This is a genomic window from Escherichia sp. E2661 (assembly GCF_004745185.1).
Classification (GTDB): Bacteria; Pseudomonadota; Gammaproteobacteria; order Enterobacterales; family Enterobacteriaceae; genus Escherichia.
Window position 1 is genome coordinate 118,714 of sequence record NZ_PDIG01000028.1, and the last position, 13,760, is coordinate 132,473.

The following is a 13,760-nucleotide window of genomic DNA, read 5'->3' on the forward strand; positions in this document are numbered from 1 at the left end:
GATTTTTCTCCTGTAATTTTCCTGGCTTACTTGCTGCTAGCCATTGCGGGGGCGCTATCAGCAGTACGAATTTTTTGGAACAGCAAAAAGGTAAAGACGATCACCATGCCGAGTGCCGCCATGCCCATCAGCCACATGTTGCGGTAGGCTTCTGCTGCGGGCAGGGTGTCCTGCCAGTGGCCGATAATCGGGTAAACGAAGACATCCGGCAGGAATCCAATCACCGAACAAATACCTACCGTGGTACCCATAATGTAAGACGGTGTTCTCGCTTCGCCGGGGCAGGCCCAGTACAGTCCACGTGAGGCGTAGCAGGTGAATCCCAGCAGTAAAATCAGGCCAATCCCCATCGCGACCGATTGCGGGTTAGAGTTGGTAACAAGCAGGGCTGTCAGTGCCAGCAGGCCGATGATGGAAAGGATTTGAATCACGCGGGTAGGGGATTTCACTTTACTGTAGGTGGTGATAATGCCGCCAAGTGGGCCGCACAGTGCGCGGAAGATTTTGTTGATCACAATCCCCATGTAGCTCGCCGCCACCAGCGACATACCATACATTTCGGTCAGATAGTTGGTGGAGTAACTCAGAATGGCGTAGATGGTGAAGACACCAAAATCACCATGCTGCAATACCAGGTGGTGCTGATGCGCAAAACGGCCAGGATGTCGCTAAGCTGGAATGATTGTTTTTCTTCGTTATTGGCACTGCGCAGGTTGTTGTTATCGCTAACAAAAACCAGCACAGAATCCCCAACAAGATGTAAACCACACTATAGATGATAATGACCGTTTTCAGGCTGGCGCTGTCATCCGGTGCAAAGCGAGAAAAGACCCACATGGTAAACACCGCCAGCGACATTACACCGACGCCGCGCAGCCCTTCCATCCAGCCCATAATTTTCCCTTGCTCACTATGATCGCCCAGCAATGAGGCGGCTTTAATCGACACCGACCACAGCATTAAAATAGTGGTTATCGCAAAGGCGACCTGAATACAGAGCATTACCCACAGTGGTGGATATGTTGCCATTATCAGGCCCAGCAATCCGGTAATGATCATCGCGGAAGTAATCATTTTGCGGTGTGAAAATTTATCGGCAATAACGCCGCTGGGGGCATAAAGAATAATGGCCGCAATACCAAATGTACTCATTATTAAACCTATCTCGGTATTGCTGAATCCCATAAATTTCGCCATGGGAATTTGATAAATATAACGTAAATAAGCCAGGTCAAAACTAACTCCGCCGCTAAAACTAATTATCGCGAGGGTTATCCAACGGCGATATGAGTTGTGTTGCATATCGTATTCCCATTTGTAATAGACAAAAAAAAGAGAAAAGTAAGCCGCCCTTTCAGGTGGATTACTTTTCTCAGCTCTCTAGTAATTGCAATAAGAAATAACATGGAAAGAAAAGGTGTTGTGTGAGAGTAATCACGCTTCTGCTTTTTAAAACTATTTGATAATACGAACATCACTCTGTGATTACGATCACATTAGCAGTTATGCCCTTATGCTAAAAATTATCTCCAGTTACCAGAGATAATGAGAAAGGTAACTTCCCTCTCGGCGGGGGAAGTTACCTTTCTTTTTTTTTTGCCTTACGGAAATTGGAGCTAACTATGTCAATCGAATCTCTCAATGCGTTCTCAATGGATTTTTTCTCCCTGAAAGGTAAAACAGCAATTGTTACCGGCGGGAATAGCGGTTTAGGTCAGGCATTTGCAATGGCGTTGGCCAAAGCTGGCGCAAATATTTTTATTCCAAGTTTTGTCAAAGATAACGGCGAAACAAAGGAAATGATTGAAAAACAGGGTGTTGAAGTGGACTTCATGCAGGTGGATATCACCGCAGAAGGCGCACCGCAGAAGATTATCGCTGCCTGCTGTGAGCGCTTCGGTACCGTCGATATTCTGGTTAACAATGCCGGTATTTGTAAGCTGAATAAGGTGCTGGATTTCGGTCGTGCCGACTGGGATCCAATGATTGATGTGAACCTGACCGCCGCATTCGAGTTAAGCTACGAAGCGGCAAAAATTATGATCCCGCAGAAAAGCGGTAAAATTATTAATATCTGTTCATTGTTCTCTTACTTAGGTGGACAATGGTCACCTGCTTATTCTGCCACTAAACATGCTCTTGCCGGATTCACCAAAGCCTATTGCGATGAATTAGGTCAATATAATATTCAGGTGAATGGTATTGCCCCGGGATATTACGCTACCGATATCACTCTGGCGACCCGTAGTAATCCAGAAACTAACCAGCGCGTTCTTGATCATATTCCGGCAAACCGTTGGGGCGATACTCAGGATTTAATGGGCGCAGCCGTATTCCTCGCAAGTCCGGCATCGAATTATGTCAACGGACATTTATTAGTGGTTGATGGCGGTTATTTAGTGCGCTAATCCATAACGGTGGTTTCTGTTTTCTCTTATTAATGATTATTCCATTTTTATTATCAGGAAGGAATTACTATGTCTTTATCTCGCGCAGCGATTGTCGACCAGCTAAAGGAAATTGTTGGTGCAGATCGCGTAATTACCGATGAAACAGTATTAAAGAAAAACAGTATTGACCGTTTTCGTAAATTTCCGGATATTCATGGCATTTATACTTTGCCGATTCCGGCAGCGGTCGTAAAACTCGGTTCCACAGAACAAGTCTCCCGTGTGCTGAATTTTATGAATGCGCACAAAATTAACGGTGTGCCGCGTACCGGCGCTTCCGCCACTGAAGGTGGGCTGGAAACCGTTGTGGAAAACTCGGTGGTGCTCGACGGCTCCGCCATGAATCAAATCATTAATATTGATATTGAGAATATGCAGGCGACGGCGCAATGTGGCGTTCCGCTGGAGGTGCTGGAAAATGCGTTGCGTGAAAAAGGTTACACCACGGGGCATTCTCCGCAGTCAAAGCCGCTGGCGCAGATGGGCGGCCTGGTAGCAACCCGCAGTATCGGGCAGTTCTCCACACTCTACGGCGCAATCGAAGATATGGTCGTTGGTCTGGAAGCGGTACTGGCAGATGGTACCGTCACACGCATTAAAAACGTGCCACGTCGCGCGGCTGGCCCGGACATTCGTCATATCATCATCGGCAACGAAGGTGCATTGTGCTATATCACTGAAGTAACAGTGAAAATCTTTAAATTCACCCCAGAAAACAACCTCTTCTACGGCTATATCCTGGAAGACATGAAAACCGGCTTCAACATCCTGCGTGAAATCATGGTGGAAGGGTATCGTCCGTCGATCGCTCGTTTGTATGACGCCGAAGATGGCACCCAACACTTCACCCATTTTGCCGACGGAAAATGTGTGCTGATCTTTATGGCTGAAGGTAACCCTCGCATTGCGAAGGCGACGGGCGAAGGGATTGCGGAAATCGTTGCCCGCTACCCGCAATGCCAGCGCGTGGACAGCAAACTGATCGAAACCTGGTTTAATCACCTGAACTGGGGACCGGATAAAGTGGCTGCCGAACGTGTGCAGATCCTCAAAACCGGCAACATGGGCTTTACCACTGAAGTGTCCGGCTGCTGGAGCTGCATCCACGAAATCTACGAAAGCGTTATTAACCGTATTCGTACCGAGTTCCCACACGCCGACGACATCACCATGCTGGGCGGTCATTCCTCTCATAGCTATCAGAACGGCACCAACATGTACTTCGTCTACGACTACAACGTCGTTGACTGTAAGCCGGAAGAGGAAATCGACAAGTACCACAATCCGCTCAACAAAATCATCTGCGAAGAAACCATTCGCCTCGGCGGTTCGATGGTGCACCACCACGGTATTGGTAAACATCGTGTTCACTGGAGCAAGCTGGAACACGGCAGTGCATGGGCGTTGCTGGAAGGGCTGAAAAAGCAGTTCGATCCTAACGGCATTATGAATACGGGTACTATCTATCCGATTGAAAAATAATGTGTCAGGCAGCGTTCCGCGATGACGGGGCGTTGCCTTTTCGGCTTCTCAGGCGAGAAGCCGTTCTTATTACCGGACAATGAAGGGGTAAAGATGAACACTTCACCGGTGCGAATGGATGATTTACCGCTTAACCGTTTTCACTGCCGCATTGCTGCGCTCACTTTCGGCGCACACCTGACCGACGGTTATGTTCTCGGCGTCATTGGTTACGCCATTATTCAGCTTACTCCAGCCATGCAACTGACGCCGTTTATGGCGGGAATGATTGGCGGCTCAGCACTCCTTGGTTTGTTTCTTGGCAGCCTGGTGCTGGGCTGGATCTCCGACCATATTGGGCGACAAAAAATCTTCACCTTCAGCTTTTTGCTGATTACGCTTGCTTCGTTTTTACAATTTTTCGCCACCACGCCAGAGCATCTTATTGGACTGCGCATTTTGATTGGCATTGGTCTGGGAGGCGATTACTCAGTCGGTCACACCTTGCTGGCTGAATTTTCCCCGCGCCGCCATCGCGGTATTTTGCTGGGCGCATTCAGCGTGGTGTGGACCGTAGGCTATGTGCTGGCAAGTATTGCCGGACATCACTTTATTTCCGAAAACCCGGAAGCCTGGCGCTGGCTGCTGGCATCGGCAGCTCTGCCCGCGTTGTTGATTACGTTATTACGCTGGGGAACGCCAGAATCGCCACGCTGGCTACTGCGACAGGGGCGTTTTGCAGAAGCTCACGCTATCGTGCATCGCTATTTTGGTCCCCATGTTTTACTGGGCGATGAAGTGGCAACGGCGACCCATAAACACATCAAAACCTTGTTCTCTTCGCGCTACTGGCGGCGCACGGCGTTTAACAGCGTCTTCTTTGTCTGCCTCGTGATCCCGTGGTTTGTGATTTATACCTGGCTGCCGACCATTGCCCAGACTATTGGTCTGGAAGATGCGCTGACCGCCAGTCTGATGCTTAATGCGTTGTTAATTGTTGGCGCGCTGCTGGGATTAGTTCTGACGCACCTGCTGGCACATCGCAAATTTTTGCTGGGAAGTTTTTTGCTGCTGGCGGCAACGCTGGTAGTGATGGCCTGTTTGCCTTCCGGCAGTTCATTAACGCTGCTGCTTTTTGTTCTCTTCAGCACCACCATTTCGGCAGTCAGTAATCTGGTGGGCATTTTGCCTGCGGAAAGTTTTCCTACTGACATTCGCTCGCTGGGCGTCGGTTTTGCCACCGCCATGAGTCGGTTGGGGGCGGCGGTAAGTACTGGTCTGCTGCCGTGGATTCTGGCGCAGTGGGGAATGCGAGTTACCTTATTGATCCTGGCGGCAGTGTTGTTAGTTGGTTTTGTCGTGACCTGGCTATGGGCACCAGAAACTAAAGCCCTCCCGCTGGTGGCGGCGGGAAATGTAGGAGGTGCGAATGAACATACTGTTAGCGTTTAAAGCCGAACCGGATGCCGGGATGCTGGCGGAAAAAGAGTGGCTGGCGGCGGCTCAGGGTAATAGCGGACCGGATGTTTCGCTACTGCGAAGTTTACTCGGTGCTGATGAACAGGCCGCTGCCGCGCTGCTGTTGGCGCAGAGAAAAAATGGCATGCCGATGACTTTAACCGCGTTGAGCATGGGGGATGAACGGGCGTTGCACTGGCTGCGCTATCTCATGGCTCTTGGGTTTGAGGAAGCTGTATTGCTGGAGACGGCGGCAGATCTGCGCTTTGCGCCGGAATTTGTCGCTCGCCATATTGCCGAATGGCAGTACCAGAATCCGCTGGATCTGATCATTACCGGCTGCCAAAGCAGTGAAGGGCAAAACGGACAAACGCCATTTTTGCTGGCGGAAATGCTGGGCTGGCCTTGTTTCACCCAGGTGGAGCGTTTCACACTCGACGCGCCGTTTATCACCCTCGAACAGCGTACTGAAAATGGGGTGCGCTGTTGTCGTGCCCGCTTACCTGTGGTGATTGCCGTGCGCCAGTGCGGTGAAGTGGCCTTGCCAGTACCGGGAATGCGCCAACGTATGGCGGCGGGGAAAGCGGAAATTATCCGCAAAACTGTTGCTGCTGAATCGCCAGCGATGCAGTGTCTGCAACTGGCAAGGCCAGAGCAACGACGCAGAGCGACGCTGATTGATGGGCAAACGGTAGCAGAAAAAGCGCAAAAGCTATGGCAGGACTATTTACGCCAAAGGATGCAGCCATGAATATCGCAATTGTGACAATAAATCAGGAAAATGCCGCAATGGCGGGCTGGCTGGTGGAGCAGGATTTCAGCGGCAGCACACTAACGCACTGGCAAATCGAGCCGCAGCCGATGGTCGCGGAACAGGTGCTGGATGCGCTGGTAGAACAGTGGCAGCGAACGCCTGTGGACGTTGTTCTCTTTCCGCCGGGAACGTTTGGTGATGAACTGTCGACCCGGCTGGCCTGGCGTTTACATGGAGCCTGTGTCTGCCAGGTGATTTCATTAGATATACCGACCGCAAGCGTGCGCAAATCCCACTGGGGAAATGCGCTAACGGCGACGCTGCAAACAGAAAAACGCCCGCTATGTCTTTCCCTGGCTCGCCAGGTTGGAGCGGCGAAAAACGTCACGTTGCCCTCTGGTATGCAACAACTGAATATTGTTCCCGGAGCGCTTCCCGAGTGGCTGGTTAACATAGAAAACCTGAAAAATGTTACCCGTGACCCATTAGCTGAGGCCAGACGAGTACTGGTAGTGGGGCAGGGCGGCGAGGCAGATAGCCATGACATCGCTACGCTGGCTGAAAAGCTGGGGGCAGAAGTGGGCTACAGTCGGGCGCGAGTGATGAACGGTGGCTTTGAAGCCGAAAAGGTCATTGGTATTTCCGGGCATTTGTTGGCGCCAGATGTTTGCATTGTGGCGGGCGCATCCGGTGCGGCAGCGTTAATGGCGGGCGTACGTAATAGTAAGTTTGTGGTGGCGATTAATCATGACGCCAGCGCGGCGGTATTTTCGCAGGCAGATGTTGGCGTGGTAGATGACTGGAAAGCCGTGCTGGAGGCACTGGTGACAAACATTCACGCAGATTGCCAATAACGTACAGCCGGATGCGGCGTGGGCGGGTTCCGGGCTCGGGACTGTAGGCCTGATAAGACGCGTCAAGCGTCGCATCAGGCGCTGAATGCCAGATTTGGCGTGCAGCCTACAAATCACACAAATTCAATTCGTTAGGGTTATCCCGTCAAAGCAATTTTTTCGCTAACGTCCAGACCCCGGTATTCGTGGTGGAAAGCGCCACGACACCCGCGTTAATCGCATTACGCGCATCTTCTTCATCGCACACCAGCCCGCCAGCAATCAGCGGTTGGCGGATTTTCTCCGTCACCCAGCCCAGCACTTTGGGCATGCAGCCTGGGAGGATCTCAATACAATCTGGGTTCGATTGCGCAACCTGCTTATCAATGTTGTGAAACGAAATCGAATCGACAATAAACAGGCGATGAATACAGAAAAAACCTTCCGCTCTTGCCGCTTTCAGCATCGATGCTTTCGTGCTGATAATGCCGTCCGCTTCGGTCACCAGTTTCAGAAACTGAATCACCACTTCTTTGTTCGATGCGCCTTCCAGCAAATCAACATGAATAAAAGCATATTTCCCGGCATTTTTAATCTTTTTGACGATATGACTGATGGTGCAGATATTGCCGTACAACACGGAAATAAACCGGCATTCAGAGTCGATTGCCAGTTGCAGGCTGGCATTGTCTTTAACGGCAGCAATCACCGGATTCTGGCGGAGCAGGTGTAAGAGGGACATAAATTATCCTTGTTATTTATCCAAAGCGGTAGGTGATGCCGAATCCGGAAGGTGGATAGCGCCACTGTTGTAGTGTTTTTTCGTCGCACAGCAAACGGCAGGTTCCGCACTCAAGGCAACTGCGATAATTAATACATAAGTCACCTTCTGGTGTGAGCGAAAAAAAAGACCTGCCGGACAGGCGTTAATCAACCGTTCTGCCGTCTGACGCTCAACGGAGTCAGCCGGAACAATGTGCGGCGCATCAGCAACGCGCCAGAGATTACGGGCTACAGACATCGCAGACTCCTGATAACATCGCCCGCCAGATGCCACAAGCCGTGACGACGTAAATGACGCCAGAGTAACTGGCGCAGCGGCGGAACAGGTTTATCACCCTGATCCCATAAATCACGGGAAATATCCTGCATTAACGCAGGCCACGCACGGTACCATCCTGGGCGTTGCAAAAGCGCCGGAACATGCTGATAACGTTGTAGAACATCCCACAGCTGACTGCGTTCTATGTTTTGATGATAAAGCGGAAACAGATTTTGCGGCTCGCGGTGCTGGCAGGCGCTTATCAGCGTTTGTGCCGCCGCCTGTGCGCCAGTCAGCGCCATATCCATGCCGCGTACGGAAATTCCGGTATTGACGCAACTGCGTAACGCATCGCCCACCAGCAGCCAGCCGTTACCGGCGTATTGCACCGGCATACTGTGCAGGCCACCTTCTGGCACCAGATGCGCGCCATACTCCAGCGATTCCGTGTTTTTGATTAAGCGGGCGGCACTGCTGGATGCGTTTTAAAGCGAGCCAGCAGCTCACTTGCCGGAACACGACTTTGCGTAAGGGAAGAGAGCGGGCAAACAATCCCTAACGAGAGCGTTTGTTGATTAGTATAAAGAAATGCGCCGCCGGGAAAGTCATCACAGATTCCGCCGCTGAACAGCAACGCTGCGCCTTCGTTATTCTCCAGATGAAAACGTTCTTCAATAGCGGATGTTTCCAGCGACAGCACTTCTTTGATTCCTAACGCCATTGATTCGCCAGCAGGGCGGGTAACTAATCCATGGCGTTCTGCCAGGAGGCTATTGGCACCTTCTGCCAGGACGACATAACGGGCGCGGAGAATATCGTCACCACAGATAACGCCACACACTCTGCCGTTTTCTTCATACAGCGCATCCACCGTCGCACCAGGGATACACTCGACACCTTCTTTTTCGGCTTCGGCAACCAGCCACGGATCGAATCGCGCACGTAATACACTCCAGGATTCACCGCCGGGCTGTAAGCTGGAAAACGTCGTTGCGCCATCGGGCGTTAACAGAGAAAGGCTTTCGTGGGTGATGCGTCGTTCAAGAGGCGCGGTCAGGTGAAACTGAGGGAGGAGTTCAGCGAGCGCATGGGTATATAAACGCCCGCCGGAAAGGTTTTTACTGCCGGGAATTTCAGCGCGTTCCAGTAACAGAACGGACAAACCTGCCCGCGCGCAGCGTAAAGCACAAGCGGTGCCTGCTATACCCGCACCGATGATAATAATGTCGCAGTCATCTTCCATGGTGTGCTCCAGATATCCTGAGCGCAACACCCTAACATAGCGTTACTTAAGGGAAATTGACCGCCGACACACTCTTATCATTCGCCGCGATAGATACAGCCTGCAGTGCAGGTTTCTTTCACCATCACCGCACTTAATAGCGGTACAACGGGTTTAACTTGATCCCAAATCCATTTTGCTAAAACTTCGCTGGTTGGGTTTTCCAGACCGGGTATATCATTGAGGTAATAGTGGTCGAGGCGATCGTAGGTCGGTTTAAACGCCGCTTTCAGTTCAGCGAAATCGATAATCCAGCCCGTATGCGGATCGACTTCCCCTGTGATTTCCAGGCGCACCATAAAAGAATGCCCGTGTAAGCGCCCGCACTTATGTCCCTGTGGGACGTGCGGCAGACGGTGAGCGGCTTCGAAGGTGAAATCTTTAAATAACGTGGTGGACATCATAATTTCTCTAAAGGACGATAAAACCGCCGTAGAGTACCGGAAAGCCTGTTTTTTCGCATTACTAAAAACGGGTTTGTTGCGCAAAATGACCGATTTAACTTAATTGCGGTCGATATTTATTTATTTTTCATTGAGTTAATAAATCTATTTTGTTGTTAAAGACTATTGCTAAAACAGGTTAGTCGATTTGGTTATTAGTTATCGCTATCCCGTCTTTAATCCACCCCCTTCGCGCCGTTAACCTTACCTTCTCTTCTGTTTTATGGGCGCTGACAGGGCCGATAAACAGCTTTGCTTACTGGAACATAACGACGCATGACGACACAGGTCCCACCTTCCGCGTTGCTTCCGTTGAACCCGGAGCAACTGGCACGCCTTCAGGCGGCCACGACCGATTTAACGCCCGCCCAGCTTGCCTGGGTTTCTGGCTATTTCTGGGGCGTGCTCAATCAGCAGCCTGCTACGCTTGCAGCGACGCCAGCGCCCGCCGCAGAAATGCCGGGTATTACTATTATCTCCGCTTCGCAAACCGGCAATGCGCGTCGGGTCGCCGAAGCGTTACGCGATGACTTATTAGCGGTAAAACTGAACGTTAAGCTGGTGAACGCGGGCGACTATAAATTCAAACAAATCGCCAGCGAAAAACTGCTCATCGTAGTGACGTCAACGCAAGGAGAAGGGGAACCGCCGGAAGAAGCCGTCGCGCTGCATAAGTTTCTGTTCTCCAAAAAAGCGCCGAAGCTGGAAAACACCGCATTTGCCGTGTTTAGCCTCGGCGATAGCTCTTATGAATTTTTCTGCCAGTCCGGGAAAGATTTTGACAGCAAGCTGGCGGAACTGGGCGGTGAACGCCTGCTCGACCGTGTCGATGCCGACGTTGAATACCAGGCCGCTGCCAGCGAGTGGCGCGCCCGCGTGGTTGATGCGCTTAAATCGCGCGCGCCTGTCGCAGCACCTTCACAATCCGTCGCTACTGGCGCGGTAAATGATATCCACACCAGCCCGTACAGCAAAGACGCGCCACTGGTGGCGAGCCTTTTGGTTAACCAGAAAATTACCGGACGTAACTCTGAAAAAGACGTTCGCCATATCGAAATTGACTTAGGTGACTCGGGCCTGCGTTACCAGCCGGGCGATGCGCTGGGCGTCTGGTATCAGAACGATCCGGCACTGGTGAAAGAACTTGTCGAACTGCTGTGGCTGAAAGGCGATGAACCTGTCACCGTTGAGGGCAAAACCCTGCCGTTGAACGAGGCGCTACAGTGGCACTTCGAACTGACGGTTAACACCGCCAATATCGTTGAGAACTACGCTACCTTAACGCGCAGCGAAACGCTGCTGCCGCTGGTGGGCGATAAAGCGAAGTTGCAGCATTACGCCGCGACCACGCCGATTGTTGACATGGTGCGTTTCTCTCCGGCACAGCTGGATGCCGAAGCGCTGATTAATCTGCTGCGCCCGCTGACCCCACGCCTCTATTCCATCGCCTCCTCGCAGGCGGAAGTCGAGAACGAAGTACACGTCACCGTTGGCGTGGTGCGTTACGACGTGGAAGGCCGCGCCCGTGCCGGTGGTGCCTCCAGCTTCCTCGCGGACCGCGTGGAAGAAGAGGGCGAAGTCCGCGTCTTTATCGAACATAACGACAACTTCCGCCTGCCCGCTAACCCGGAAACCCCGGTGATTATGATTGGCCCAGGTACCGGTATTGCGCCGTTCCGCGCCTTTATGCAGCAACGTGCCGCCGACGAAGCGCCGGGTAAAAACTGGTTGTTCTTTGGCAACCCGCACTTTACGGAAGATTTCCTCTACCAGGTGGAATGGCAGCGTTACGTGAAAGAAGGCGTGCTGACGCGCATCGATCTCGCCTGGTCGCGCGATCAAAAAGAAAAAGTTTACGTACAAGACAAACTGCGCGAACAGGGCGCGGAGCTGTGGCGCTGGATCAATGACGGTGCCCACATTTATGTCTGCGGCGACGCTAATCGCATGGCGAAAGACGTTGAACAGGCACTTCTGGAAGTGATTGCCGAATTTGGTGGCATGGACACCGAAGCGGCGGATGAATTTTTAAGTGAGCTGCGCGTAGAGCGCCGTTATCAGCGAGATGTCTACTAATGAGCGAAAAACATCCAGGGCCTTTAGTGGTCGAAGGTAAACTGGCAGACGCCGAGCGCATGAAGCTTGAAAGCAACTATCTGCGCGGCACGATTGCTGAAGATTTAAATGACGGCCTGACCGGTGGGTTTAAGGGCGATAACTTTCTGCTGATCCGTTTCCACGGTATGTATCAGCAGGATGACCGTGACATTCGCGCCGAACGTGCTGAACAGAAGCTGGAACCGCGTCACGCCATGATGCTCCGCTGTCGCTTGCCGGGAGGCGTTATTACCACCAAACAGTGGCAGGCGATCGACAAATTTGCGGTGGAAAACACCATTTACGGTAGCATCCGTCTGACCAACCGTCAGACGTTCCAGTTCCACGGTATTCTGAAAAAGAACGTCAAACCTGCACACCAGATGCTGCACTCGGTCGGTCTGGATGCGTTAGCCACCGCCAACGACATGAATCGTAACGTGCTGTGCACCTCGAACCCGTTCGAGTCGCAACTGCATGCGGAAGCGTATGAATGGGCGAAGAAAATTTCTGAACATCTGCTGCCGCGTACTCGCGCTTACGCGGAGATCTGGCTCGATCAGGAGAAAGTCGCCACCACTGATGAAGAACCGATCCTCGGTCAGACTTACCTGCCGCGTAAGTTCAAAACCACGGTAGTGATCCCGCCGCAGAACGATATCGATCTGCACGCCAACGACATGAACTTCGTGGCGATAGCGGAAAACGGTAAACTGGTGGGCTTCAACCTGCTGGTGGGCGGTGGGCTTTCTATCGAACACGGCAACAAGAAAACCTACGCCCGCACGGCGAGCGAGTTTGGCTATCTGCCGCTGGAGCATACGCTGGCGGTGGCGGAAGCCGTCGTGACAACTCAGCGTGACTGGGGTAACCGAACCGATCGTAAAAATGCCAAAACCAAATACACGCTGGAGCGCGTGGGGGTTGAGACGTTTAAAGCGGAAGTGGAACGTCGCGCGGGGATCAAATTTGAACCGATTCGTCCGTATGAGTTTACCGGACGCGGCGATCGTATTGGCTGGGTTAAAGGTATTGATGATAACTGGCACCTGACGCTGTTTATCGAAAATGGACGCATCCTTGATTATCCGGGGCGTCCGCTGAAAACTGGCCTGCTGGAGATCGCGAAGATCCACAAAGGCGATTTCCGCATTACGGCGAACCAGAATCTGATCATCGCGGGTGTACCGGAAAGCGAGAAAGCGAAGATCGAGAAGATCGCCAAAGAGAGCGGGTTAATGAATGCCGTCACGCCGCAGCGTGAAAACTCAATGGCCTGCGTGTCATTCCCGACTTGCCCGCTGGCGATGGCGGAAGCGGAGCGTTTCCTGCCGTCGTTTATCGACAACATCGATAATTTAATGGCGAAACATGGTGTCAGCGATGAGCATATTGTAATGCGTGTAACAGGCTGCCCGAACGGTTGTGGTCGCGCGATGCTGGCGGAAGTGGGTCTGGTGGGTAAAGCGCCGGGTCGCTACAACCTGCATCTTGGCGGCAACCGCATGGGGACACGTATCCCACGGATGTATAAAGAAAACATCACCGAGCCGGAAATCCTGGCGTCGCTTGATGAACTGATAGGGCGCTGGGCGAAAGAGCGTGAAGCGGGTGAAGGCTTCGGCGACTTTACGGTGCGTGCGGGCATCATTCGCCCGGTGCTCGACCCGGCGCGGGATCTGTGGGATTAACATGAATTGCCGCTTCTGCCCGGTCTTGTAGGCCTGATAAGACGCGACAGCGTCGCATCAGGCAAGTTGGCACCTTTGCCGGATGCGGCGTAAACGCCTTATCCGGCCTACGGTTTAGCCCGGTTTTGTAGGCCTGATAAGACGCGCCAGCGTCGCACCAGGCAAATTGGCACCTTTGCCGGATGCGGCGTAAATGCCTTATCCGGCCTACGGTTCAGCCCGGTTTGTAGCCTGATAAGACGCGACAGC

General features: G+C 52.3%; 9 protein-coding genes and 3 pseudogenes. 7 read left to right on the top strand and 5 right to left on the bottom strand.

Going from position 1 to position 13,760, the window contains the following annotated elements; translation table 11 throughout:
* Positions 1-26: 26 nt before the first annotated feature.
* Positions 27-1,302, bottom strand: a pseudogene (locus CRI63_RS14730) (MFS transporter).
* Between the two features lie 320 nt (positions 1,303-1,622).
* Between CRI63_RS14730 and CRI63_RS14735 the strand changes: the two are divergent.
* From CRI63_RS14735 to CRI63_RS14755, 5 genes are all read left to right on the top strand, one after another.
* Complete coding sequence (locus CRI63_RS14735; protein WP_000021321.1) at positions 1,623-2,408, top strand: SDR family oxidoreductase; 786 nt, start codon at positions 1,623-1,625, stop codon at positions 2,406-2,408.
* 69 nt (positions 2,409-2,477) lie between these two features.
* Complete coding sequence (locus CRI63_RS14740; protein WP_000059295.1) at positions 2,478-3,932, top strand: FAD-binding oxidoreductase; 1,455 nt, start codon at positions 2,478-2,480, stop codon at positions 3,930-3,932.
* A 21-nt stretch (positions 3,933-3,953) separates the two neighbouring features.
* The gene (locus CRI63_RS14745; protein ID WP_167852313.1) at positions 3,954-5,363 is read left to right on the top strand and encodes an MFS transporter; all 1,410 of its coding nucleotides are present in this window, start codon (positions 3,954-3,956) and stop codon (positions 5,361-5,363) included.
* Positions 5,341-6,120, top strand: a complete 780-nt coding sequence (locus CRI63_RS14750; RefSeq protein ID WP_135519955.1) for an electron transfer flavoprotein subunit beta/FixA family protein — start codon at positions 5,341-5,343, stop codon at positions 6,118-6,120. The genes CRI63_RS14745 and CRI63_RS14750 overlap by 23 nt, the downstream gene beginning before the upstream one ends.
* Positions 6,117-6,977, top strand: a complete 861-nt coding sequence (locus CRI63_RS14755; protein ID WP_135519957.1) for an electron transfer flavoprotein subunit alpha/FixB family protein — start codon at positions 6,117-6,119, stop codon at positions 6,975-6,977. Before CRI63_RS14750 ends, CRI63_RS14755 begins: the two co-directional genes overlap by 4 nt.
* 145 nt (positions 6,978-7,122) lie before the next feature.
* Here the strand turns inward: CRI63_RS14755 and CRI63_RS14760 are convergent, their stop codons facing one another.
* From CRI63_RS14760 to queD, 4 genes and pseudogenes are all read right to left on the bottom strand, one after another.
* Entirely contained in the window at positions 7,123-7,698 is a 576-nt protein-coding gene (locus tag CRI63_RS14760) for a glycerol-3-phosphate responsive antiterminator (protein WP_130214505.1), read from the bottom strand.
* Between the two features lie 16 nt (positions 7,699-7,714).
* Positions 7,715-7,977 (bottom strand): annotated as a pseudogene (locus CRI63_RS14765) (ferredoxin family protein).
* Positions 7,968-9,241: pseudogene (locus CRI63_RS14770) on the bottom strand (FAD-dependent oxidoreductase). The pseudogenes CRI63_RS14765 and CRI63_RS14770 overlap by 10 nt, the downstream one beginning before the upstream one ends.
* Positions 9,242-9,318: 77 nt before the next feature.
* Complete coding sequence (queD, locus tag CRI63_RS14775; RefSeq protein WP_016159619.1) at positions 9,319-9,684, bottom strand: 6-carboxytetrahydropterin synthase QueD; 366 nt, start codon at positions 9,682-9,684, stop codon at positions 9,319-9,321.
* A gap of 315 nt (positions 9,685-9,999) precedes the next feature.
* On the opposite strand from queD, the gene cysJ reads away from it, so the two are divergent.
* Complete coding sequence (gene cysJ / locus CRI63_RS14780; protein ID WP_135519959.1) at positions 10,000-11,799, top strand: NADPH-dependent assimilatory sulfite reductase flavoprotein subunit; 1,800 nt, start codon at positions 10,000-10,002, stop codon at positions 11,797-11,799.
* The gene (gene cysI / locus CRI63_RS14785; RefSeq protein WP_135403770.1) at positions 11,799-13,511 is read left to right on the top strand and encodes an assimilatory sulfite reductase (NADPH) hemoprotein subunit; all 1,713 of its coding nucleotides are present in this window, start codon (positions 11,799-11,801) and stop codon (positions 13,509-13,511) included. Before cysJ ends, cysI begins: the two co-directional genes overlap by 1 nt.
* The last annotated feature ends 249 nt before the right edge of the window (positions 13,512-13,760 follow it).